This window comes from Sorangium sp. So ce836 (assembly GCF_028553905.1).
In the GTDB taxonomy this organism is placed as follows: Bacteria; Myxococcota_A; Polyangia; order Polyangiales; family Polyangiaceae; genus Sorangium; species Sorangium cellulosum_D.
The window spans coordinates 3,493,653-3,516,675 of the sequence record NZ_CP102233.1; the positions used below are offsets into that span (position 1 = coordinate 3,493,653).

20 protein-coding genes and 2 pseudogenes are annotated in these 23,023 nt (G+C 69.5%); 18 read left to right on the top strand and 4 right to left on the bottom strand.

Annotated features, from left to right (window positions below; all coding sequences use genetic code 11):
* Positions 1–597 precede the first annotated feature (597 nt).
* From NQZ70_RS12780 to NQZ70_RS12825, 10 genes are read left to right on the top strand one after another with little or no spacing between them, the layout of a single operon-like run.
* The gene (locus NQZ70_RS12780) at positions 598–1,023 is read left to right on the top strand and encodes a hypothetical protein (RefSeq protein WP_272828271.1); all 426 of its coding nucleotides are present in this window, start codon (positions 598–600) and stop codon (positions 1,021–1,023) included.
* A gap of 2 nt (positions 1,024–1,025) precedes the next feature.
* Positions 1,026–1,565, top strand: coding sequence for a hypothetical protein (locus NQZ70_RS12785; protein ID WP_129574476.1), 540 nt, complete (start codon positions 1,026–1,028; stop codon positions 1,563–1,565).
* Complete coding sequence (locus NQZ70_RS12790) at positions 1,562–2,392, top strand: hypothetical protein (RefSeq protein ID WP_129574477.1); 831 nt, start codon at positions 1,562–1,564, stop codon at positions 2,390–2,392. The genes NQZ70_RS12785 and NQZ70_RS12790 overlap by 4 nt, the downstream gene beginning before the upstream one ends.
* A 50-nt stretch (positions 2,393–2,442) precedes the next feature.
* On the top strand, positions 2,443–3,942 hold the full coding sequence (locus NQZ70_RS12795) for a hypothetical protein (RefSeq protein WP_129574478.1): 1,500 nt from the start codon (positions 2,443–2,445) through the stop codon (positions 3,940–3,942).
* Between the two features lie 3 nt (positions 3,943–3,945).
* Positions 3,946–4,488 carry a hypothetical protein gene (locus tag NQZ70_RS12800; protein WP_129574479.1) on the top strand — a complete coding sequence of 181 codons (543 nt, stop codon included), beginning with the start codon at positions 3,946–3,948 and terminating at the stop codon, positions 4,486–4,488.
* Positions 4,489–4,523: 35 nt separating this feature from the next.
* Positions 4,524–4,928: a hypothetical protein gene (locus NQZ70_RS12805; RefSeq protein WP_129574480.1), complete on the top strand. Its 405-nt coding sequence runs from the start codon at positions 4,524–4,526 to the stop codon at positions 4,926–4,928.
* Positions 4,916–6,736, top strand: coding sequence for a hypothetical protein (locus tag NQZ70_RS12810; protein WP_129574481.1), 1,821 nt, complete (start codon positions 4,916–4,918; stop codon positions 6,734–6,736). Before NQZ70_RS12805 ends, NQZ70_RS12810 begins: the two co-directional genes overlap by 13 nt.
* A complete protein-coding gene (locus NQZ70_RS12815) occupies positions 6,733–7,278 on the top strand; it encodes a hypothetical protein (protein WP_129574482.1) in 546 nt (181 codons plus the stop codon). Before NQZ70_RS12810 ends, NQZ70_RS12815 begins: the two co-directional genes overlap by 4 nt.
* Positions 7,275–8,204: a hypothetical protein gene (locus NQZ70_RS12820; protein WP_129574483.1), complete on the top strand. Its 930-nt coding sequence runs from the start codon at positions 7,275–7,277 to the stop codon at positions 8,202–8,204. Before NQZ70_RS12815 ends, NQZ70_RS12820 begins: the two co-directional genes overlap by 4 nt.
* 14 nt (positions 8,205–8,218) lie before the next feature.
* Positions 8,219–8,863 (top strand): hypothetical protein, encoded by a 645-nt coding sequence (locus tag NQZ70_RS12825; protein WP_129574484.1) that lies wholly within the window; start codon positions 8,219–8,221, stop codon positions 8,861–8,863.
* A gap of 214 nt (positions 8,864–9,077) precedes the next feature.
* Here the strand turns inward: NQZ70_RS12825 and NQZ70_RS12830 are convergent, their stop codons facing one another.
* Positions 9,078–9,266 (bottom strand): hypothetical protein, encoded by a 189-nt coding sequence (locus NQZ70_RS12830; protein ID WP_129574485.1) that lies wholly within the window; start codon positions 9,264–9,266, stop codon positions 9,078–9,080.
* Positions 9,267–9,518: 252 nt separating this feature from the next.
* Between NQZ70_RS12830 and NQZ70_RS12835 the strand changes: the two genes are divergently transcribed.
* A complete protein-coding gene (locus NQZ70_RS12835) occupies positions 9,519–9,899 on the top strand; it encodes a hypothetical protein (RefSeq protein ID WP_129574486.1) in 381 nt (126 codons plus the stop codon).
* 146 nt (positions 9,900–10,045) lie between these two features.
* On the opposite strand, the pseudogene NQZ70_RS12840 reads toward NQZ70_RS12835, so the two are convergent.
* Both NQZ70_RS12840 and NQZ70_RS12845 read right to left on the bottom strand, forming a co-directional pair.
* Positions 10,046–10,930 (bottom strand): annotated as a pseudogene (locus NQZ70_RS12840) (IS3 family transposase); the annotation flags it as partial.
* A 34-nt stretch (positions 10,931–10,964) separates the two neighbouring features.
* Positions 10,965–12,203 (bottom strand): IS110 family transposase, encoded by a 1,239-nt coding sequence (locus tag NQZ70_RS12845; RefSeq protein ID WP_129572563.1) that lies wholly within the window; start codon positions 12,201–12,203, stop codon positions 10,965–10,967.
* A gap of 459 nt (positions 12,204–12,662) precedes the next feature.
* Between NQZ70_RS12845 and NQZ70_RS12850 the strand changes: the two genes are divergently transcribed.
* From NQZ70_RS12850 to tnpC (NQZ70_RS12860), 3 genes are all read left to right on the top strand, one after another.
* Positions 12,663–13,076 carry a helix-turn-helix domain-containing protein gene (locus tag NQZ70_RS12850; protein WP_129572580.1) on the top strand — a complete coding sequence of 138 codons (414 nt, stop codon included), beginning with the start codon at positions 12,663–12,665 and terminating at the stop codon, positions 13,074–13,076.
* Positions 13,016–13,417 carry an IS66 family insertion sequence element accessory protein TnpB gene (gene tnpB, locus NQZ70_RS12855; RefSeq protein WP_129574487.1) on the top strand — a complete coding sequence of 134 codons (402 nt, stop codon included), beginning with the start codon at positions 13,016–13,018 and terminating at the stop codon, positions 13,415–13,417. The genes NQZ70_RS12850 and tnpB (NQZ70_RS12855) overlap by 61 nt, the downstream gene beginning before the upstream one ends.
* Before the next feature lie 276 nt (positions 13,418–13,693).
* Entirely contained in the window at positions 13,694–15,730 is a 2,037-nt protein-coding gene (tnpC, locus tag NQZ70_RS12860) for an IS66 family transposase (protein ID WP_165373930.1), read from the top strand.
* A gap of 510 nt (positions 15,731–16,240) precedes the next feature.
* On the opposite strand, the pseudogene NQZ70_RS12865 reads toward tnpC (NQZ70_RS12860), so the two are convergent.
* Positions 16,241–16,399, bottom strand: a pseudogene (locus NQZ70_RS12865) (transposase); the annotation flags it as partial.
* 405 nt (positions 16,400–16,804) lie between these two features.
* Between NQZ70_RS12865 and NQZ70_RS12870 the strand changes: the two are divergent.
* The 4 genes from NQZ70_RS12870 (at position 16,805) to tnpC (NQZ70_RS12885) (ending at position 21,991) form a co-directional block, all read left to right on the top strand.
* Positions 16,805–18,031, top strand: a complete 1,227-nt coding sequence (locus NQZ70_RS12870) for a hypothetical protein (RefSeq protein ID WP_129574489.1) — start codon at positions 16,805–16,807, stop codon at positions 18,029–18,031.
* 906 nt (positions 18,032–18,937) lie between these two features.
* A complete protein-coding gene (locus NQZ70_RS12875; RefSeq protein WP_129572567.1) occupies positions 18,938–19,351 on the top strand; it encodes a helix-turn-helix domain-containing protein in 414 nt (137 codons plus the stop codon).
* Positions 19,348–19,692: an IS66 family insertion sequence element accessory protein TnpB gene (tnpB, locus tag NQZ70_RS12880; RefSeq protein ID WP_165373740.1), complete on the top strand. Its 345-nt coding sequence runs from the start codon at positions 19,348–19,350 to the stop codon at positions 19,690–19,692. Before NQZ70_RS12875 ends, tnpB (NQZ70_RS12880) begins: the two co-directional genes overlap by 4 nt.
* A gap of 256 nt (positions 19,693–19,948) precedes the next feature.
* Positions 19,949–21,991 carry an IS66 family transposase gene (gene tnpC, locus NQZ70_RS12885; RefSeq protein WP_165373741.1) on the top strand — a complete coding sequence of 681 codons (2,043 nt, stop codon included), beginning with the start codon at positions 19,949–19,951 and terminating at the stop codon, positions 21,989–21,991.
* The last annotated feature ends 1,032 nt before the right edge of the window (positions 21,992–23,023 follow it).

The window sequence follows — 23,023 nt, forward strand, 5'->3', positions numbered from 1 at the left end:
TCAGTTGGTCGAGCCGGAGAACACTTTCGGGTGACGTCGCTCTGGGGGACGGCCGGCGCTATCGGCTCGAAGGAGACTGACAGCAATCGCAGCTTGTGCCTCGGAGGCTCCGGTCGAACTGGCCGCCCCGTGGCCTTCAGGGCACGCCACGCGGCCACGGTCCACGGGACCTCGCGGCGGAGCGCCTCGCACGCGGCGCGGTAGCGTCGCTCGCGCTCCTCGACGTCCCTCGTCCCGGGGCCGGCGACCCACCGGACCAGGTAGTACGGCGCGCCCAGGGCATCGAGAGCGCCCCCCCAGGTGTCGCCGAGGGCAGCGATCCGCCGGTAGTCGCTCCTCAAAGAGCGGCTGAGCGGAGCCCGGACGCGCGGATCGGACCGTAGCCAGGCGACCGCCGTAGAGTACGTTTTGTCACGACGGCTGGGCATTACCAGAAGCAGAGCCTAGCACAGCGACTCTCCACAGAAAACCTCCGAGAAGGGGGAGGTGTACTCCACGGTGGAGTACACCCCCCGTGGAGTACAAAAGGCAGGAGGTCCGCGCGGGCGCGCTAGCCTTGGCAGCGGTCGTTCGGACACCGGACGTCACCGAAGGAGGTTGCCTGTGGCTGGTACTCTTGCACTCCCCACGGATGCCGCCCTGTCGAGCGCATCCAAAGCGGATCTCGTCGTCGCCCTGGAGGAGGCGCAGGCGAACGAGGCTCTCCCGCTTGCCATCGAAGCCCCGCTGACGAACGTCGTTGCGGGCGGCGTGTCGTACGCCGACGCGCGCCACAACGACGGCGACACGGTCAAGGTCGCGGTGGCCGCGGTCAGCGGCCTCGGCGCCGTGCTCGCGGGCGACGCCAACCCGGGCGTGCGTGCGATCTGTCGTGCAGCGGCGATCGGGTCCACGAACGCGATCAGCGCGAATGCGGGCCGCTCGCTCGGCCTGAAGCACAAGGCGGAAGCCGAGCGCCAGCGCGCCCAGCAGCGCGCGGCGGCGGAAGAGCCGAAGCGCGGACGGAACGGCGACAAGGGGTAGACGTGAGCGGCAAGGCGCGCAGCTCGTCGTCGATGGTCACGCAGCAGTCGGTGAACGTCGATGTTCACCTCCTCACCGGGGAGCTCGCGCAGGCGTACAGCCGCGGCGCGTCGGACGCGCGCGCGCAGATCGACTCGCTGGAGCGGACCGTTCAGGCCCGCGAGGCGGCGATCAAGGAGAGGGACGAGAGGATCGCTGCGCTCTACGACCGCCTGGAGGCCGCCAACGAGCTCCTCACCAAGGCGGCAGCGACGAACGCCTCGCTCGCCATCGTCCAGGGGCAGAAGGAGATCGCGATCGAGAAGCTCCGGACCGCGAATGCGCGCGAGCAGGAGCTCTACAAGCTCCTCGGCGTGCCGCTCCAGCGGGTGACGGAGCTGCTCCCGGGGGGGACCGCCGATCCGAAGCTCGCGCCGGTCAAGAGAGGCTTCGAGAAGGTGCTGGAGGACGAAGAGCTGTGCGCGCGCCTCCAGGCGCGCGTGGGGACAGAGGACTGGCTCGCGATGCTCGACTGGGCCGCGGGCCTTGGAGGCACGTCATGAGGGACAGGGATCTGGAAGAGACGTACGAGGCGATCGGCGTGAGGTTCGATGACGCGGTGGAGGGCATCGCGGAGGCTCTCGACGACGAGGACGACGACGAGGTGGAAGGGCTCCTCTTGGCCGACGAGGACGAGGTGGGGGCGTACGTCCAGAAAAAAGCGGGAATCAGCAGGGAGGTGGCGCAGGCCGTCGCGCGCAAGCTCGCGAAGTCGAACGCGGCGCTCGAGAAGGCGTACGCGACGGTGGGCGCGACCCGCCTCGTGGCGGCCGAGCAGCGCCCGAACAGCTCGGTCACGCTCTACGCGACCGACCGGGGTACGCCGTGCCAAGCGGGACAGGTCTACGACCTCCGGCCGCGGGTCAACGGCGCACGGCAGGGGACGCCGTTCAAATTCACGAAGACGATGACGTTCTTCGGCGTCCGCACCGACCCTGTCGACTGCGCGCAGCGCTTCTGCATCGTGGGCGGTTCGCTCGGCTTCAGCGACGACCGAGCGAAGGCCTATCCGCAGGACATCTCGCTGACGCAGTTCAGGACGGAGCTCATCACCAAGGACACGCCCCTTGCGTCGCTGATCGGCAAGGCCTTCGGCGACGACACGGAGTTCACCTGCTCCGTCTACCTCGACGCTCCGGCCAACGCGCCGGCCGTGCCGTTCTACGGGATCACGCTGCTCTACTTCGAGCGGCAGTGCTCGACGGGTCGGATCTTCCTGCCGGGCGTGGGAGAGCTCGACTTCCGGGGACTCACGCGCGAGCTGCTCAACGCCGCGAAGCGCCGCCGGACGCTGACGCCGAAGGCGCGGCCGCGGTTCAAGTTCAAGTGAGGGGCTGAAGGGCGCGGCAAGGTCGGGATCGGACACGGAGGGCAACAGCGATGCGGCAACAGGACTGGCACGACGAGGACACCGCGCCCCTGCCGGATGACGTGAGCGGAGGGACAGCGGCGAACCCGAACGAGCGCGCCCGCAGAGTGGAGGAGATCGGCCGCGCCGCGGGCATTCGGCCCACGGTCTCCATCCCGCGTGACCCGCAGGCGATCGCCGAGGTCCTGGCGGCGCTCGTCCGCGCGGACATCCGCCGTGGCGTCAAGGTCTCGCTCAAGGGTCTGCGGTACGTGCCCGACCAGGGCGGCGACTACTTCGCGGCGCCGGAGGAGGTGCGGCACAAGGGCGGAGACGACTGCGACGGGCTGACGCGCGCAGCGGGTGGGCATCGGGGCCGCTGGGTGGGGTGCGTCCGCGCGGCCAACGGCCGCGGCTTTCATGTTTTCCTCATCGACGACGCGGGCCGAGTCGACGACCCGAGCGTGACGGGGGGCATGCCGAAGCCGCCGGCGACGGCGTACGAGGGCGCTGCGCGAGCCCAGATCCGGCCGCCGGCCGCAGAGCGCCTCAAGGCGGCGCTGCGTCGCGTCGCCGGTCGCGGCGGCACCGCCGCGCGCCTGGCCCTGCGCAGCGTCGACGTGCCCGTGGCGGCGCTCGCACGCAGCGAGCAAGAGGCCCTCCGCCGGGAGGTGCTCGCGGAGGTCGAGCGCGTGTCGGCGACGCTGCCGCCTGCCGAGGCGGAGGAGCTGCGGCGCGCGGCGCTGGACGAGCTCGCCGCTGCCGAGCAGGGCGAGGGCGGGGTGGCGGGCACGGGCGAGGAGGGCGGCGCGGAGCTCGTGCAGGCCGGCGGCGCCACGCCGCCCGAGGACGCCGAGGACGTGGGCCTGTGGGACGACGTCGTACGCGTGGTGGGCGCCGTCGCGTCGGTCGTGGTCGGGGCGGTCGCGACGCCCGCGGCAGGAGCTGGCGTGGCGGTGGCCACAGGTGCGGTCGCAACGGCGGTCGGGCAGGCGGAGCAGGCAGCCAAGAAGGCCAAGCGCCCGCACCCGAAGGACCCGAAGCGGAGCGACGCGACGGCGGTGCACGCGGCCGCGCAGCAGGCGATGAAGGCGGCGCCGCCGGCCTCGGAGGAGGCTAAGGCGCACGCGGCGCTCGCTGCGGTGTCGAGCCCCGACCCCAACGTGCAGCGCGCGATCCGGCGTCGGCTCGCGACCCCCGCAGCCAAGGACCCGGCACCGGCGGATCGCGCTCGGTTGCTCGCGGCGGCCGTGGCGCTGCGCAAGCTCAACTACCGGCTGCCGCTGGAGGACACGCGTCCGGGGGCAGCTCCGACGGCACCGACGCCGCCTGCGCCGACGTCGCCGACGCAGGCTGCTCCCCAGGAGACCGCTCCCGCGCCCGAGCGCGCGCGGCGACAGCGCGTCCGGGCCGAGCATGAGGAGGAGGAGTTCGGCGACACGTTCGACCTGTTCGACTTCGAGGGGTGGGCAGACGACGTCGAGGGGCTGGCCGAGCGCGTCGGCTGCCCGGGCACGTGCGCGGTCAGGTGAGCCATGGGCCCGATCGTCATCGAAGACGCCGCGCTGAACCAGGGCCCGCTCCTCGTTAAGTCGTGGTGCACGCCTGTCCGCGTCTGGGTGCGCGCGCAGAAGACGGACAGGGGCCGCGCCTACGACGGCGAGGGCTATAAGCTCCACTGCCGCTGGGTGCTCCCGCGCAGGGGGCCGCTCGCGGTCGAGGCGATTGCGGCGCCCGCTGAGCGGGTCGAGCTGTGGAGCGACTGCGGCGCTTACTACCTCCCCACCGGAGGGGACCTGTTTCTGAAGGGGGGAAGGGGCAGGTGGAAGGTGGAGGTGTGGGCGGCAGAAGACGAGGCGGGCGCGTGGATCGAGCCACAGTCTTTCTGGCTGACGCACTTCTACGAGAAAGGGCAGGAGGTGCGCTTCCCGCCGTTCGCCAATCGGTTTCGGCTCATCAGCGGCGAGATGACCGTGGGTGACTACGCTCTCACGCCCAACGTGATCTGCCCCGTAAGCCTCGCGCCGGAGTCCGAGATCGAGGTGCAGGGGTACTGGCAGTCTGGGACGTTGCTTTGAGACGGTCGAAGGGAAGACCGAAAGAGGGTGATCTCATGATGTGTCCTGTGTGCAGTGGTCCGCAGACGTTCGTGAACGGGCATCGCATGTGTGCGAGCTGCGGCGCGGTGGAAGAGACGGGCAAGCACCGTGCGGACAGCGCGCCCGCGGAGGTGCAGAGCGAAGCCAAGGCTGCGCCGGGAGAGCAGGAGATCCGCGAGCCTCCGCAGACGGTCCGGGACGGGCGCAAGGGGAAGGGGAGCGAGGAGCGCGCCCGTGCGCCCGAGGCCCCGGCGCCCGAACCGGCGGTCGAGGTCCAGGCGTTCTGCGCGGGGCTTCCACCGGTGCTCCTCGATCCGGAGGTCGCGGCCGTGGTCGCGGAGGTCGAGCAGTTCGGGCGGGAGGTGGCGCCGCGGGTGCGCGAGCTCTGGACGCGGGTGCGGACGCTGTGGAACCGCTGACGATCCTCGCCGGCCTGGGCTACGTGGCCACCGCGGGGCTCCCCGCGGGGCTCGCGTACGTCCGGCACCGGGCGCGGCGCGCTCTCGGCGCCGGCACGCCGGACGAGGCTGCCGACGAGGATACGCCCGTCGCGCCGGCCTTCGCCGGGCTCGTGAGCGCGACGCCCGCGGTGCGCAGGACACTGCTCGAGGTCGCCTACGAGCTCGGCCTGGCGCCGGCTGCGCTGGCGACGGTGATCGAGCTCGAGAGCGGCTGGGATCCAGGAGCGCCGCGCAAAGCCACGGGGACGCCGCGCGCGGGGCTGAACCAGGTGACGGTGGGCGCGAAGCTGCCGGGGCTCGACACCGCCGAGCGCGTGTGGGCTGTGCGCACGTGGAGCGCCGAGCGGCAGCTCCGCGAGCTCGTGCGCCCCTTCTTTGCCCGACTCGAGGGGCGCTCGCCGGCGTGGACCGCGTTCGATCTGTACAAGCGCAACTTCCTGCCCGCCGCTGCCCGCCTGCCGCTCGAAGCGCAGATCGCGGTGCGGGACGGCAAAGAGCCCGTGGTGCCGGGCGCGGTCCTGACCAAGGGCGCTGTCTACGCTGCGAATCCCGGCTTCGACCCCGAGAAGAAAGGCCACTTCACGTGGGCCGACGTCGAGCGCGCCGTGCGCGCGGTCGAGGGCCGCGCCAAGGGCAAGTGGGTCACGATCGGGGGGCAGCTGGTCGACGCTCCGCCACCCGCAGCGCAGGCAGCGCGTTCCGCGCCCCAGGTCTCCGGTCGGCCAGCGGCACCGCCCGCGCAGGTGGCTCCGGCGCTGCGGGTGCTCGTGCGCCAGCTCAACGAGCGCTGGCCGGGCCGGAGCCGCGCGAGCGACGGTCTACTGGGCGACGCCGGGCACCAGGCGAGGAAGAGCGACCACAACGAGGGCAACGCCCTCGACGTGACGCACGACCCCGAGCGCGGCCCCGACCTCGACGCGCTGGCCGAGCGGCTCCTCACCGATCCGCGCGTCACGTACGTGATCTGGAACAAGCGGATCGCGAACCGCCAGGTCCAGGGAGGCGCGTGGCGCCCGTACGACGGGACGAACCCGCACACGCGTCACCTCCATGTCTCGGTTCGTGCCGAGGCCCGGAACGATGAGCGCCCGTGGTCGCTGCCCGACCAGGGCGCCGCCGTGGCCGGAGCGCCTGCCGTCCCGCCGCTGCCCGGCGTGGTGGAGGGGTGGAAAGACGGGCTCGTGGACAACGTGTACTGGTCCGAGCTGGAGCTCGGCCCGTACCGGCTCCGCGTGGCGACCGACGCCCTGAGCGTGCGAGGCGTGCGGCTGCCGGTCGCCTTCCGCGAGGCGCTCGAGCTCTGCCGGGTGTCGCACTACCTCCCGCCCACGCGCGCGATCTGCGACGCCCGCTGGCGGGCGGCGGTGCGCCGGGTGGTGCTCGCGCCGCTCGCCCCCCCTGGCTTACCTGCGCTGCTCGACCGCTACCCGACGCTCGAGGCGCAGGCGCGCGAGTGGAGCAAGCGGATCGGGCCCAAGTCCGCCGCGCTGCTCGACGGCCCCTGGAAGGAGTGGATCCTCGAGCCGGGGCTCAGGGAGCGCCAGGCGGTGAGCTACGGCCTGCGGCGAGAGGGCGGCGGCGTGTGGCAGACGCCGGGCCGCGTCCACGACGACGTGCACAAGGACTGGTCGCAGCTCTGGGCGCCGGTGCACCGCAAAGCGACGCGGGACAGCGAGGAGATCGACCTGGTGGACGAGCTCGCGCGGGGCTCGGAACTGCTTCTCGGCGGCGCGTTGCCGCCGTGGCTCGTGGAGGTGCTGCGATGAGCAACGACGACGACGACGACATTGACGTGGGCGCGTGGTGGGTCTCGCAGAAGGCGAAGGAGACCTACGCCGAGCTGCGGCGGCGCTGGGACGCGCTGATCGCCTGGGGCGTGGGGGACAAGCTCCCGAACGTCCGCCGGCAGCTCGACGCCTGGCGGGAGTTCTCGGCGAAGTGGGAGACCGGCGACGAGGACGCGAGCGCGCTCGCGGCCATGTCGGCCGACCTCCAGGTGGCCGAGAGCTACGCGCGCGAGAAGGGCTACGCGGGCGGCGGGCCGCAGGTGCGCCCCCCGGACATCGAGGAGGCGACGGGGCCGCTGAAGAGCGCCGCGGCGGTCGACCGCGCCGCAACGGCCGTGGGGCTGCCGCCGTCGGTCATCGGCGCGAACACCCTCCCCGAGATGGCGCAGGGGGCGGTCCGGGCCTTCAAGGGGCTGCCGCGGGGCGTGCAGCTCGGCGCCGGGGCGGCGGCGGGCGGGCTCGTTCTTTACGGGGTGCACCGGCTGACCGAGGGCACGCGGCGCAAGCGGAGGCCGCGGTGACGCGCTTCGCGCCGCTGCCTCCGCCGCGCGCGACCCGCGAGGCGCGGGCACTGGAGACCTGGGCCCGTCGCTTCCGCGCCATGGGCGTCTCGCCGGCGGCAGCGCACAAGCTCGCACGCCACCGGGTCGCGGTCGCCGTGGGCGGGGTCGCGTTCGCAACAGGCGTGATCGGTACCGTCGTCGCGAAGCGCCGGGGCCAGGACACGCCGAGCGGGAACGCGCCGCCCGGCCGGACGAGCTCCGTCCACGTGCGGCCGCGCCCGGTCGCCGTCGTATGGCTCGGCCCCGTGAGCGCGGCGCAGGTCGCGGGCGCCTGGCTCGCCAGCGAGCCCGTGATACACCGGGCCTGTACCGGCGACGGGTCGCCTTCGTGCAGCCAGATCGCGGACAGCTGGCTGGACGGCGACGGGAGGCGCCTCCCGGGTTGCCGGCGCGCGCTCAGGCTGCCGCCGGGACCGCTCGTGCTCGCGGCCTTCTCGGCCGGGGGGCACATCGTCAAGCGCCTGCTCGCCGACCCACGTGATCGGGCCGAGGTCGCGGCCGTGGTGCTCGCGGACGCGACCTACACGACGGAGTGGACCGACCGCGCGCGGGCGCTCGCGGCGCCGATCGGATCGCTTGTGGACTACGCGGCCGAGACAGCGGGGGGCGGGCGGCTGTTTGTGGCCACGGCGAGCAGCGCGCCGAACAAGCAGCACCCGACCGGGGCGCAGACCTTGGCTGCGCTCGCGCGCGAGCTCGGGAGCCGGGTGAGTGTGGAGGAGGGCGCCCTGGCGGGCCTGCCCGCGCCCGAGCGCCGCTGGGCAGGCGGCGGGGTGCACCTGCTCGACTACGGAGCCCGCTACAGCCACGCGGCGCACGCCACCGAGCTCGCGCCGAAAGTGTGGGCCGCCCTGGTGCGGCCCTGGTTCGAAGGGGTCAGCTGAGCCGAGGAGGCGTCATGGCAGAGCAGCAGTTGCCGATGTTCGACGTGGGGGGAGGGGGCAAGCGTCGCCGCAAGGGCAAGGGCAAGGGAGGGCGCGGGCGCACGATCGTGGTGCAGGCCGAGGTGAACGAGCTCCCGGCGCGGCCGTTCCGCCTGCCGCCAGCGCGCCCGGCGCCGCTGCTCCTGTCGGCGGGAACGCCTGGGGCGCGGGGCCGCGGGCTGGTGCTCGTGGGGAGCAGGCCGCTAGCCGGGCGGTCAGCGGTGCCGAGGACCACGACGGAGCGCGCGACGACGACCAGCGCGAGGCCGAGGCGCACGCTGAAGCGGAGATCACCGCCGAAGCGGAGCGCCGCGCGGAAGGCGATCACGCGGAAAGCCGTCGCGGTGGCGCCGACGGCGCGCGCCGCGAAGGTGCGCACCCGAACCGCACGCGCGACCCCTACGGCGGCGAGGCCGGCGAGGAAGCGGGCGCTGCGGAAGACGCGGGCGACGACGCCCAAGCGCGGACGGCGGGCGGCACGAGGGGTGACGTACGTCTGCCGCCCAGCGCGGGCGGAGTCCGCTCTGGAGCGCGAGCTGCGGGAAATGAAGCGCCTCCTCACGACGAGGAAGCCCAAGAAGGCGCAGAAGAAACGCGCGCCGTCGCGCCGCAAGAGGTAACCGGTGGATCCGGGCAGGATGCGGCTCATGTTCGACGCGCTGATCCCTCCGACGCGGCTGGACCGGGTGCTCCGGGCTGCGTCGCGCATCAAGGCGCAGGTGCAGGTGCAGGTGCAGGTGACGCGACGGAAGCCGCGGAAAGCGGGCGGCAGCGTCGAAGAAGAGGGCGCCTGCGCAGCGGTCCCGGGTGGGGACGCGACGGCTGTAGCGTCGGTTACGCCTCGCCCACCTCCACGGCATGGCGCCACGCTCCGCAGCGCCAGGACGCGATGAGGGGGCCGCCTTCGTCGTAAACGAGCCTTAGCAGCACGGCCGGTGCCGTCGGGTGTGGCAGTTCGAGTACCTCGACGGGGTCGGCGAGGACAGCGTCGATCAGGGCGGCAAGGTCATGCGGGTCGTTCATGCTCGGGAGGTCGACGCGCGCGTGCCGCCGGTTGCGTACCAGACCGAGGGAACTGTGCAGCGACCGTCGTTACGCTTGACAGGCGACGCGGACGCGGTGCGAGCCGCCGGCCCTAACCCGTGATCGTGCGCAGCGCACCGCTCACTGAGCAGCCCTCCTGGGTGGCGACGGGCGCAGCTCCCCTCGTCGAGTTGCTAGTGCCTCAGGAAACGTGCTGCTACGGCACGCAAGCGCCGTCCGAGCTGTGACGACATGGTACGCTTGGCCAAACTACCGTCGCGGCGCCGAGGAGGTGCCAAGGCAACCCTGTCGCTTACGACCGACCCCACCCCCGGCCAGAACGCTCTGCTGGCGGAGTTCTGCACCCTGCGCGAGCGGATCGAGAAGCTCATCGCGCAGGCGCAGCGGCTCAGCCCTGACCGGTGCCACCTGCCGGAGGCGATGGTTCTCAGGTTCGACGCGATCTGCTGTTGGCGTGCCGAGCTGCTGCTCCGGCGCGCCCGCGAAGACGAGGACGCTTTCCTCGAGATCGACTGGCCCGCGCCGGAGGCACCGCCGCACCTTGACCTGCGCCGGCGTGCGCGCGCGATCGACGTCGTGCCGTTCCTCCGGGCCCGCAAGGCTGGAGAGTAGGACCCCGCCGCCGGGTCGAGCTCGCGCAACGCGTCGCCTTCTAGAGCGACCCCGCGGTCTCGGCGACCTCCAGTCCAGCTCCCGGCGAGCCGGAGCCCGCCGGTTAGGCTAGCCTTGGTCCTCCCCCGGTTCCGCGGACAGTCTCACTATGCCGCGCGCGCGGTCACGTAGGTCTTCAATTCGAACTCGATCGGGCTCATGTAGGCGAGCCGTGAGTGCCGTCGTTTCAGGTTGTAGAAGTTCTCGATGTAGTCTCCGATCGATGCGATGGCGGCCGCTCGCGTCGGGTAGCGCTCGTGCTCGACCAGCTCCGCCTTCAGCGTCGCGAAGAAGCTCTCGGCCACGGCGTTGTCCCAGCAGTCGCCGGCGCGGCTCATGCTCGGGATGAGCCCGTGGGTCCCGAGCACGAGCCGGTAGTCGTCGCTGGCGTAGGGGCTGCCACGATCCGAGTGGTGCACCAGCCCAGGCGCCGGCCGCCGCGTTCCCAAGGCGAACGCGAGCGCGGTGAGCGCCAGGGCGCGATCGTTGAACGCGCTCGCGGCCCAGCCGACCACGCGGCGCGAGAACAGGTCCAGGATCACGGCCAAGTACAGCCAGCCCTCGCCGGTGGGAATGTACGTCACGTCCGTCACCCAGACCTGGTTGGGCGCTCGAGCATCGAATTGCCGCTCGATCACATTCGGGGCGATCGGGCCGTTGTGCCGCGAGTTGGTGGTGCGGCGGAAGCGCCGCTTCCTCCGAGCCGCGAGTCGTTGAGCTCGCATCAGCCGCTCGACCCGTTTCTTGCCGACACGCATGCCGCGAGCACGAAGTTCCGCGTGGATGCGCGGACTGCCGTAGCGGCCACGGCTCTTGTGGTGCACGGCCCTGATCTGTGCGCTCAGTTGAGCGTCGGACTTGGCCCGCGCGGACTCCGAGCGCTTGGCCCACCCGTAGTAGCCGCTGCGCGAGACGAGCAGCACCGCGCACAGTACCAGCACCGGGTAGTGCGCCTTCTCCGCGTCGATGAACTCGAACCTCACTCGTTTTCCTTCGCGAAGAAGGCCGCCGCTTTACCTAGAAAGCCTACGCTCCGGGCTGGGCACGAGGCTGGGGCAGCTCGTACCCCAGCTCGGCCAGGCGCCGGAGGTGGTACTTGGTGAGCTTGGCCGCATTGGCGCGGTCGAAATAGTCTGGCCCGAGATCCCGGTACTCCACGCCGTCGCGCAGAACGTAAAACGCGATGACCAGGATGCTGTGCGCCACCGCGGTCGCCGCTCGTTTGGGCCCACGGCGGCGCGCGATCCGGCGGTACTGCGCGCCGAGGTACGTCTTGCGTGATCGTGAGGCAGCCCACGCCGACTCCAGCAGCGTGGTGCGCAGCCAGTTGTTGCCGGTGCCGGTCGCGCCACTGCGTCGTTTCCCCGCGCTCTCGTTGTTGCCTGGGCACATCCGCGCCCAGGAGGCGAGGTGACCCGCGGTCGGGAAGCGCGTCATGTCGAGCCCGATCTCCGACAGCAGGACCTCGGCCGTCCGCTGCGCGACGCCGGGGATGGTCCGGAGCCGTTGCAGCGGCTCGCGGTGCGCTTGGCACAGGTCGACGACCCTGGCGTCGCATGCGGCGATCAGCTCGGCGAGATGGTCGATCTGCTTCAAGAGCTGCTCCAGCAAGAACGCGTGATGGCTCGAGAATCCACCGCGCAGCGCCTCGGCAAGCTGCTCGGCCTTGGGGATGAGCCGGCCCCGGGCGAGCGCCGCAAGCTTCTTCGGATCGCGCTCGCCGGCGATGAGCGCCGCGAGCATCGCGCGGCCGGACACGCCAAGCACGTCGGAGACGACGTTGCTCAGCTTGATGTTGGCGGTCTCCAGCAGCTTGCCCACGCGGTTGGCCAGGGTGGCCTTGTCACGGATCAGGCTCTTGCGATGCCGTGTGATGTCCCGCAGCTCCCGGATCGGGGCGGGCGGGATGAAGCTCGCCCGGATGAGTCCGTGCGCGAGCAGGTCGGCGATCCACTCGCAGTCCTTGACGTCGGTCTTCCGGCCCGGGACGGCCTTGATGTGCCGCGCGTTGGCGAGCAGCACCTCGAAGCTGCCCTCGAGCAGGTTGAAGACCGGCTTCCAGTAGACGCTCGTCGACTCCATCGCCACGTGCGTGCAGCCCTGCTCGGTGAGCCACTGGTGTAGCTCGAGGAGTTCGGCCGTGGTCGCGCCGAACGAACGCACCGTCGTCTTTGCGCGGCCTCGGGGCTCCTGGATCCGGACGCATGCAACGACGGTCTCCTTGTGCACGTCGAGCCCGCAGCAGCGGGCGTACAGGACCTCCATCTTGACCTCCAGCGCGAAAGGCGCCGGGGAGCGTCGCGAAGGGCGATTTTACCTGGCGTGCTCGCTCCTTGCGGAGACGGCAACAATTCGGGGTGCCTGATGCGACGCTCGGGTCCGTTTTTTTTCGGGCTCACGACACCAGTAAGCGTCGACCTTGGCCCGACGCGATCCGCGCCCGCAGTCTACCGGCTTTCATGCTTCGCGGGTGCGCCCCTGCGCATGCCCGTTTTTTTAAGATCTCGCGCTCCATCTCCAGCCGCTTCACGTCGCGGCGCAGCCGCTGCAGTTCCTCACGCTCCGGCGTCGTCAGCGCCCCCGGCGGGCCGTGGCCCGCGTCGGTGTCCGCGCGCTTGATCGTAGCCGCTCCGCAGACCGCGTCTTTCCCCTGGCCAGCTTCGGTTGCACGCTACGCGACGTCCGATGAGGGGCGTGCCCTCGCCGAGCGAAGAGGAGCGTGCGATGCCAGGAAGCAGAGAGCTGGTGCAGCTGCGTGCGGAGCTGTCGAGGTATCGTGAGAAGAAGAGCCGTGGGAAGTACCCGAGCGAGCTGCGAGACCGAGCCGAGGCGTACGCCAGGGAGCGTTCCCGGGCGGGGGCGACGCCGGCCGAGATCGCCACGGAGCTCGGTGTCCACAAGATGACTGCCGACCGATGGGTGGCTGGCGGTGAGCGCGCAGATGATGGTGCGTTGCCAGCGACCACCAAGGCGGCTCAGCATGTTCCGTTCCTACCCGTCGTGGTGCGCCCGGAGCGCCGAGAGGCGCCGCCTTTGCGGCTCAACGTCGCATTTACCGATGGGACGCGGATGCAGGTATGTGGGATAGGCGCGCGCGACCTCGTGGAAGCGATCGAGGCGTTGCGGAGGGGGCAGTGACCCCCGCGACGATAGCCGTGTATCTGGCCGTCGGTCCAGTGGACTTGCGTGGCGCGTTCGACCGGCTCGCCGCGATCACCCGGCAGGTGCTGTGCCTGGACCCAGCCAGCGGCGCGCTATTCTTGTTCTTCAACAAGAGGCGCAACCGACTGAAGGCACTTTGGTGGGACCGCAACGGGTATACAATTCTATACAAGCGTCTCTCGAAGGGTGCATTTGCTCTGCCCTCGTTCACCGAGGCTGACGGCAAGTGTATCGAGCTGTCAGCACAGGACTTCGCGCAGCTGCTCGCTGGTCTACCCGTGGAAGAGCTGGCAAGCCGCCGCCGGCTGGTCCACTGAGGCGTCTGCGCCGGCGCTCGTCCACCACGCTGCCGGCGCCAGCGCGGCCCGATGGCGGCCGGCTCAGCCTGATACGGAGCCGGCTCAGCCTGATGCGGAGATGGAGCAGGGCGCGAGTTGCATCCTCCCGAAGACCTCGCGAGAGCGCGGCGTCGAGGGCGCACCATGTTTGCCCCGCGTTCCCATTTTCAACAAAGGATTCTCATCAAAAACAGCCAAAAGTGCCTGCGTAAGGTACTTGCCAGGAGCCAGCGGAGGGGGCATCCATGGCGCGCCTTGACACGACCCGGTGAGACCGAGCTCCCGCAGGCGGCGGAGACAGAGCGCCTTGACGGCACGGCGCTCGTGCTCGGCTATCTTCAGGCCAGGGGACAAGGACAGGGGAGCCCCGCCGACCCCGCGTCGGTGGTCGACGCGCTGCTCCGGCGGGTGCAGGAGCTCGAGGCGAAGCTGGCCGAGCTTTCGACGGCGGAGCAACAGGCCCAAGAGCTCGCTCGCTCTGTCGAGTCGCTCAAGGCGTACAATCAACAGCTGCAGGAGACGATTCGGACGTTGGAGATCGGGTTCCGGCGCCACGTCTCCGAGCAGATCTCGCCTGACCAGCTGCGGCTTTCGCTGGCCGGCGAGCCAGACGCCTGTCCGGCTCAAGCTTCGTCGCAGGCCGAGACCCACAGCGCCTCGCCTGAGGCGGATCGGAGCGACGGCAGCATCCCGCCGCCGGGCCTCGCGAGCCCGGCGGAGCGTGGGGGGACCGCAGAGTCCTGCTCCAGCTCGGATCCCGGAGGTGGCAAGCGAGTTCAGCGCCACGAGCACGGGCGCCGTCGCATCGGTGTCATCCCGAGGGTGATCATCGAGACGCTGCCGCCGGAGGTGCTGCTCCAAGGTAGCGAGCGCTTCGAGCGTGTGGGCGTCGAAGACAGCTCGGTGATCGGCCACCGGCGCGGCGGCCCCGTGGAGATCGTCTGGCGTCGCCCCAAGTACGTGGCCAAGGCGGAGGCACCGGCGGCGAGCCGCGGAGCGGGCGAGGAGCCTGCTTCTTTGCCAGCCGCAGAGCCGGCCTTCAAGCGCGAGCTCGACGAGCCCCTCGTCGTGCGGGAGCACGAGCTCTTGGGGATCCCCGCGGACACGGGCTTCAAGCAAAGCCCCTTCGTCGACGGCGTCCTCGTACGCTACACGCCCGAGTCGGACGCTGCGGAGGACAGCGGCGGACCTGTGAAGATCGCCTCGCTGCCGGAGCGCCCGATCGCCAGATGCCTTGCCGATCCGAGCCTCTTGGCCCACCTGTTCGTCCACAAGCTCGACTACCACATGCCATACTACAGGCAAGAGGTGGAGTCGGAGCGCCACGGCTTCCGCATTGGCCGCGGCAACATGACACGCTGGCAGTACGACTGTGGCGGCATTGCGATGCGCATCGCCGATGCCATCTGGAGCGACGCGCTCTCGCGGTCGTGGTTCGCCATGGATGCGACGGGCACCGCCATCCGGGCCAAGGACAAGCACCGCTATGGGCATGTCTTCGTCCTCGTCGCGCCGGGCGATGGGGTGCTGTTCCGCTATACACCGACGTACGACGGTCCCACCGTCGCGAAGCTCTTCGGCGGCTACCAGGGGACGCTCGTCGCCGATGCCTCGGCCAACCACAACGTGCTGTTCGGGCCGGGCAAGGCGCGCGAGGCCGGCTGCTGGAGCCATGCACGAAGGCGCTTCTTCAAGGCGTTCAAGGCCGGGGCGGGCAAGGATGCGGCGTTCGCGCTCCAGGCCATCCAGGCGCTCTTCCGCGTCGAGGAGGAATGCGCCCCGTGCAGCCCGGACGAGCGTCTCGAGATCCGGCAGCGCGAGTCCGCACCGCTGATTGAGAAGCTCTTCGCCTGGGTCGAGGCGCAGCGGCAGGTCGTCCCGGAGCATTCGCCGTTGCGCGAAGGGCTGGTCTATTTGCACAACCAGAGGGAGGCGCTCTGCGAGTTCCTCTCCAACGGGGAGGTCCCCATCCACAACAATGCCAGTGAGAGGGCTCTGCGCCGCGTCGTCAAGGGACGACGCAACTGGCTCTTCCACGGCAGCGACGAGCATGCTGTCCGGGCCTGTGCCGTCACGTCGCTCATCGCGACCTGCCAGATGCACGGGCTCGACCCCGAGCTGTACTTGCAGGAGATCCTGACCGTGGCTCCGAGCTATCCGCTCAGCCGCATCCTCGACCTGAGTCCCAAGAACTGGGTCGCGACGCGACAACGCCTCATCGCCGAGGGGCGGCTCAAGTACCTGGACCTGGCTCGGATCTCCGGCTCGCGGCTCGTCTTCCGCGACCGCTGATCGCGCCGCGTCGCCCGCTTGCGTCGCGCCCACAGTGCTCGTTGCGTCCGGAGCGGCCGAGCCAGGCGCGCGTCCTTTCCGCGTCCGCGCCGAGGTGCGTCGGCTCGTCGAGCCGGTGCTGTCGTCGCTTCGCCCCGCCACCGTCGAGCTCGTCTCGACGGGGCGCCTTCGGTTCGCTTCGCTTCGGCGCTGCTTGTCCGCGCCTCGGGTCGGCCGCCGTTCGCCCACCTCCTCCGCCGACGGCTGGGCGGCGGTCTTGCGGCGCCGCACGCCGGCGGCCTCGGCCGCTCCTGCGCGCTCCTCCTCCTGCTCAGCCGCGCGACGCGGGCGTCCCTTCGCCCTGGCGGGGGCGTCCTCGCGGCCTTGCCATGCGACCTGCGGTGCTGACAGCTTCAGCACCGCTGTCGTCAGGCTCGGGACTTCGACGCCTGCATCCCCGCTCCGTCGCTTCGTCATCGCACCGCGACTGTACGCACGGGGCCGCCTTCCACAAGCACGCTTCGGAACGCGCTCTGCGGAGCGGCTACGCTTGATCCAGTCGCGCAGCGCCGTCTCGGTCAGGTCGAGGTCCTTCGCCACCTGGCCGATGCTCCGGTCGCTCGCCTTCGCCAGCCGTACCGCCTCCGCCTTGAACTCGGGCGTGAACGCCCTCCTCTTTCTCCGTCCCATCCCTGCCTCCTGGTGCCGTCGGGGGTGTCGACGGAAGCGGGGGAGGACCACCTGGGGGCCATGACCGAAGGCCCGCGCGATGACAGACAGCCCCTTCCGAACGGTGACACCAGCACTCACCACGACTGCAACGTTCCAGACAAGAAGACTCTTCTGGACCTTATTCGAGACGAAATCGCGTTGGAGAGCGAAGCTCATCGACGCCCTGGGTGGTCGGCGTGGGCACTCATGGGAAGCCTCGTCGCTGCGTTAGGGCTCCTGCTAACTCAAGTCACACAGGCTACGAACTGGACGAGCGTGGCACTGAGCTCGGTTGCTGTGCTGCTATTGTGGGACATGGTCTCGTGGCTGAGGCGTGCTCTGTCGTCTCCTGGTGGGTTTGCGCGAGCGTGGCTTCTGTCGTACGTGTTTAGCGAAAGTCGGCTGCTTTGGTTTTCTCAGCTCATGCGGAACACGGCGCTGCTTTGTGTTCTCGTTGCGCTGCGGCATGATCTGGGCGACTACGTGTATTCGTCTGCCGCACTGTACGGCGCGCAGATCGTGATTCTGCTCGTTGCTTTCGTCCCGGAGCGCCTTGGCAAAGTAGCCAGAGTTGTTGGCCGCTACGTTGCGACCTCGGAAGTGGCGACGCTGGTGAGCCTTGTGCCAAGAGCTGTTACATTGGTTGGTGTGGGGCTTGTGTTCATAAGAGACGCAAGTTTTGTCGTCTCTGACGTCCAGGTTGGGGCGATTCTTGCTGCGATTCTTCAGGTGGTTATGTGGATGTCGAACGAGGTGGCTCCGTCTCCACTTGTTCCGACACTGGTCGAGATTCGTCGCAAGCTCGCTCTTGGTACGGTGTCGGTGGTAGAGGCTGGTAGGCGGGTCGAGGTGGCTCTGGACGGTATGCACGCGGAGAGGGTTCTGCACGGGCCGGTTCGTCGCTTTCTTGAGATTTGCGATTCCATTGTTTCCTTAGGGAGCAAACTTCAGGAGATCGTGTACAGGCTGCGGAGTGACCTACCGGCCAAGCTGGAGGACTGGAGCGATGAAAATATTGCTAAATGTTCCGAAGCTGTTGATTTGATGGTTCCTGTGATTGATAAATTGCGGGTGTTGCTTAGCAAAAAGTTGGAGGCGCTTGACAAGATTCACGGTCTGGGCAACTGGCTTTTTGTCGCTGCCGATCACATCGATGGTTTTCAGTTGCTAGGAAAGATCGAAGAGGCGCAGAGTCGGGCTGCTGGAGAGTATAGGCGTGGTATGGAGCAGTTTCGTGTGCTTGTGAGTCGGCTGGACGCTGCAAAAGTGGCGCATCAAGTGAAGATCAAAGAAGTGGAGCTTGAAGCGCTGAAGGCTAAGTCGGAGGCGGCGGCGGTTAAAGCGGACGCGGCTGAAGCAGCAGCAGAAGCAGCAGAAGCAGCAGAGGCAGCAGAGGCAGTAGAGGCAGTAGAGGCAGTAGAGGCAGTAGAGGCAGTAGAGGCAGTAGAGGCAGTAGAGGCAGTAGAGGCAGCAGAAGAGGCGATAAGGAGGCCTACGTTTGCTCCTGTGCCCGTCGAGGGCAACGTCTCGCGGGCCCCGGCGCAGGACTCAGCTGCTGGCGAGGAGCCAAAGGCGAGTGGCGTGCGAAGCGAGGAGCGCCCTACCTCGTAGCTACGTGCTGGAGCTCCTTCGCGTTGAGCTCGGCGTCGCCAGGTCGAGCTCGGGGAGCTCGGCGTCGCCAGGTCGAGCTCGGGGAGCTCGGCGTCGCCAGGTCGAGCTCGGGGAGCTCGGCGTCGCCAGGTCGAGCTCGGGGAGCTCGGCGTCGCCAGGTCGAGCTCGGGTTTCGACCCTGCGTATGCCAGCGGCCGGATTGGAAAGTTCCGCCTATCTCGGCCGACGAAATTCCGTTTCTGACAAGACGGCACGGCGGGTCGCGACTTGCCGTACGTTCGCCGGGCACGCAGGGGCCACGGGACGGGCCCTCCCTCCGCGATCACCGCATTCGGCTTGGGGCCTCCTGCAGTCATGCGGAAAGGCCCTCGTCAATGTCTGCCATGGTCGCCTCAGCCGCTCGTGGGCGGAGGTTCTGCTGCGTCGGCGCCACGCCGGCGTCGTGGTGGTCGAAAACGAGGGAACGGCTCTCGGCTACGCGAGGTCGGACCTGCGGCACATACACGGGAAAACTACCGCGTCTCTGTGCGAAAGGAGCGACTCGCTCACGTCAAATTACTGCTGGTCTAGGAAACTTGCTGCTCCGCCAGGCAACCGACGTCGGAGTTGTGGCGATATGGTACGCATGAACAAACCACCGTCGCGGCGCCGGGGAGGCGCCAAGGCAACCCTGCCTCGTCCGATCGTCCCCACCCACGGCCAGAGCGCTCTTCTTGCGGAGTTCCGCACCGTACGCGATCGGGTCGAGAAACTCATTGGGCGAGCGAGCCGGCTCAGCGGCTACCGGGGCCACCTGCCTGAGGGTAGCCGCTCCGCTGACCGCGTCTTTCCCCTGGCCAGATTCGGTTGCACGCTACGCGACGCCAGATGAGGGCCGTGCCCTCGCCGAGCGAAGAGGAGCGAGCGATGCCAGGAAGCAGGGAGCTGGTACAGCTGCGTGCAGAGCTGTCGAGGTATCGAGAGCAGAAGAGCCGTGGGAAATTCCCGAGCGAGCTGCGGGAGCGAGCCGAGGCCTACGCCAAGGCGCGCTCCCGCTCGGGGGCAACACCGACCGAGATCGCCACGGAGCTCGGTGTCCACAAGATGACTGCCGACCGATGGGTGGCTGACGGTGAGCGCGCAGACGAGGGTGCGTCGCCAAGAGCCCCCAAGGCGGCTCAGCAGATTCCGTTCCTACCCGTCGTGGTGCGCCCGGAGCGCCGCGAGGCGCCGCCTTTGCGGCTCAACGTCGCGTTTGCCGACGGGACGCGGATGCAGGTATGTGGGATAGGCGCGCGCGAGCTCGTGGAAGCACTCGAAGCGTTGCGGAGGGGACGGTGACCCCCGCGACTATAGCCGTCTATCTGGCGGTCGGTCCAGTGGACTTGCGTGGTGCGTTCGACCGGCTCGCCGCGATCACCCGGCAAGTGCTGTGCCTGGACCCGGCCAGCGGCGCGCTGTTCTTGTTCCTCAACAGGAGGCGTAACCGGCTCAAAGCCCTTTGGTGGGATCGCAATGGATACACGATCTTGTATAAGCGTCTCTCGAAGGGTGCATTTGCTCTGCCTTCGTTCACCGAGGCCGACGGCAGGTGTATCGAGCTGTCAGCACAGGACTTCGCGCAGCTGCTCGCCGGTCTGCCTGTAGAAGAGCTGGCAAGCCGCCGCCGGCTGGTCCACTGAGGCGTCTGCGCCGGCGCTCGTTCACCGCGCTGCCGGCGCCAGCGCGGCCCGATGGCGGCCGGCGCAGCCGGATGCGGAGATGGAGCAGGGCGCGCGCTGCATCGCGCCCGAAGACCTCGCGAGAGCGCGCCGCCGATGGCGCACCATGGCGGCCCTGCATTCCCGCCTTCGACGAGAAATTCTCATCGAAAACAGCGAATTTTCGCTGCATAAGGTACTTGTCAAGAGCAAGCGCAGGGGGCATCCATGGCGCGCCTTGACCTCGACGACACGCCCCGGTGAGACCGCGCTGCCGCAGTCGACGGAGGCAGAGCGCCTTGACGGCGCGGCGCTCGTGCTCGGCTATCTCCAGGCCAGGGGACAAGGACAGGGGAGCCCCGCCGGCCCCGCGTCGGTGGTCGACGCGCTGCTCCGGCGGGTGCAGGAGCTCGAGGCGAGGCTGGCCGAGCTCTCGACGGCGGAGCAGCAGGCCCAAGAGCTCGCTCGCACCGTCGCGTCGCTCAAGGCGTACAATCAACAGCTGCAGGAGACGATTCGGACCCTGGAGATCGGATTCCGGCGCCACGTCTCCGAGCAGGTCTCGCCTGACCAGCTGCGGCTTTCGCTGGCCGGAGAGCCAGATGCCTGTCCGGCTCCGACTTCGTCGCAGGCCGAGAGCGTCGACGCCGCGCCCGAAGTGGACCCGGGCGAGGCCAGCGGCCCGCCGCCGGGCTCCGCGAGCCCACCGGAGCACGCGGGGACGGCAGAATCCTCCTCCGGCTCCGATCCCGGAGGTGGCAAGCCAGTCAAGCGCCACGAGCACGGGCGCCGCCGCATCGGTGTCATTCCGAGGGTGATCATCGAGTCGCTGCCGCAGGAGGTGCTGCTCAAAGGCCTCGAGCGCTTCGAGCGTGTGGGCGCCGAAGACAGCTCGAGCATCGGCTACCGGCGTGGCGGCCTCCTCGAGCTCGTCACGCGTCGCCTCAAGTACGTGGCCAAGGCGGAGGCACCGGCGGCGAGCAGCGCAGCTGAAGAGGCGCCGGCTCCTTCGCCAGCCGCCGGGCCGGCCTTGAATCACGAGCGCGGCGAGCCGCTCGTCGTGCGGGAGCACGAGCTCCTGGGGATCCCCGCGGACACGTCCTTCAAGCAAAGCCCCTTCGTCGACGGCGTCCTTGTACGCTACACGCCCGAGTCGGACGCTGCGGAGGACAGCGGACCGGTGAAGATCGCGTCGCTGCCGGAGCGCCCGATCGACAGGTGCCTTGCCGATCCGAGCCTCTTGGCCCACCTGTTCGTCCACAAGCTCGACTACCACACGCCCTACTACCGGCAAGAGGTGGAGTCGGATCGCCACGGCTTCCGCATCGGCCGCGGCAACATGACCCGCTGGCAGTACGATTGTGGTGGCATCGCGATGCGCATCGCCGATGCTATCTGGAGCGACGCGCTCTCGAGGTCGTGGTTCGCCATGGATGCGACGGGCACCGCCATCCGGGCCAAGGACAAGCACCGCTATGGGCATGTCTTCGTCCTGGTCGCGCCGGGCGATGGGGTGCTGTTCCGCTATACACCGACGTACGACGGGCCCACCGTCGCGAAGCTCTTCGGCGGCTACCAGGGGACGCTCGTCGCCGACGCCTCGGCCAACCACAACGTGCTGTTCGGGCCGGGCAAGGCGCGTGAGGCCGGCTGCTGGAGCCATGCACGAAGGCGCTTCTTCAAGGCGTTCAAGGCCGGGGCGGGCAAGGAGGCGGCGTTCGCGCTCCAGACCCTCCAGGCGCTCTTCCGCGTCGAGCAGGAATGCGCCCTGTGCAGCCCGGACGAGCGCCTCGAGATCCGGCAGCGCAAGTCCGCACCGCTGATTGAGAAGCTCTTCGCCTGGGTCGAGGCGCAGCGGCAGGTCGTCCCCGAGCATTCGCCGTTGCGCGAAGGGCTGGTCTATCTGCACAACCAGAGGGAGGCGCTCTGCGAGTTCCTCTCCAACGGGGAGATCCCCATCCACAACAATGCCTCCGAGAGGGCTCTGCGCCGCGTCGTCAAGGGACGGCGCAACTGGCTCTTCCACGGCAGCGACGAGCACGCTGTCCGGTCTTGTGCCATCACGTCGCTCATCGCGACTTGCCAGATGCACGGGTTCGACCCCGAGCTCTACTTGCAGGAGATCCTGACCGTGGCTCCGAGCTATCCGCTCAGTCGCATCCTCGACCTGAGTCCCAAGAACTGGGTCGCGACGCGACAACGCCTCATCGCCGAAGGGCGGCTCAAGTACCTGGACCTGGCTCGGATCACCGGCTCGCGGCTCGCCTTCCGCGACCGCTGATCGCGCCGCGTCGCCCGCATCCGCCGCGCCCACAGCGCTCGTCGCGTCCGGAGCGGTCGAGGCCGGCGCGCGTCCTTTCCGCGCCGAGGTGCGTCGGCTCGTCGAGCCGGTGCTGTCGTCGCTTCGCCCGGCCGCCGTCGAGCTCGTCGTGGCGGGGCGCCTCCGGGTCGCTTCGCTTCGGCGCTGCTTGTCCGCGCCTCGGGTCGGCCGCCGTCCGCCCTCCTGCTCCGCGGACGGCTGGGCGGCGCTCTTGCGGCGCCCCACGCCTGCGGGCTCGGCTGCTCCCGCGCGCTCTTCCTGGCCGGCCGCGCGACGCGGGCGCCCCTTCGCGCGGGCGGGGACGTCCTCGCGGCCTTGCCACGCGACATGCGGCGCGGACAGCTTCAGCACCGCCGTCATCAGGCTCGGGACTTCGACGCCTGCGTCCCCGCTCCGTCGCTCCGTCATCGCACCGCGACTCTACGCACGGGGCCGCCTTCCACAAGCTCGCTTCAGAACGCGCTCTGCGGAGCGGCTACGCCTGAGGTAACCGTTCTCAAATACTACGGACTCTGCTTCTGGTACGCGGAGTTGCTGCTCGATCGGGCACACGCTGACGAGGACGCGTTCCTCGACTTCCGCTGGCCGGAGGCGGACGCACCGCCGTACCTTGTCCTGCGGCGGCGTACACGCGTAATCGACATCGTGCCATTACTCCGCGCGCGCAAGGCCGGAAAGTAGCGTCTCGCCAGCTTCAGCTGAGCTCGGCGCAGCGTGGGCCGAGCTTGCGCAACTCGTCGTCCCCCTTATCTCGGCATCATCCCGCCCTGGTCACCGTCGCTGCTGACCGGAGTGCTGCGGAAGGAGGCACGCTGCAGCAGAGTGGTGCAAACTTTCTGCGTTGCCCTCGGTACAATATGCGCTGTGTTGCAGCAGCGTCTCTGTCGCCTTCAGCGAAAAAGCGAGGGTGACCCGTCGCATCGCACTCGAACTCGTTCGCGTCGACTTTGTCGCTTTGTCTTCGTCGCGGCGCACCGACGAGCTAGCTGGCGG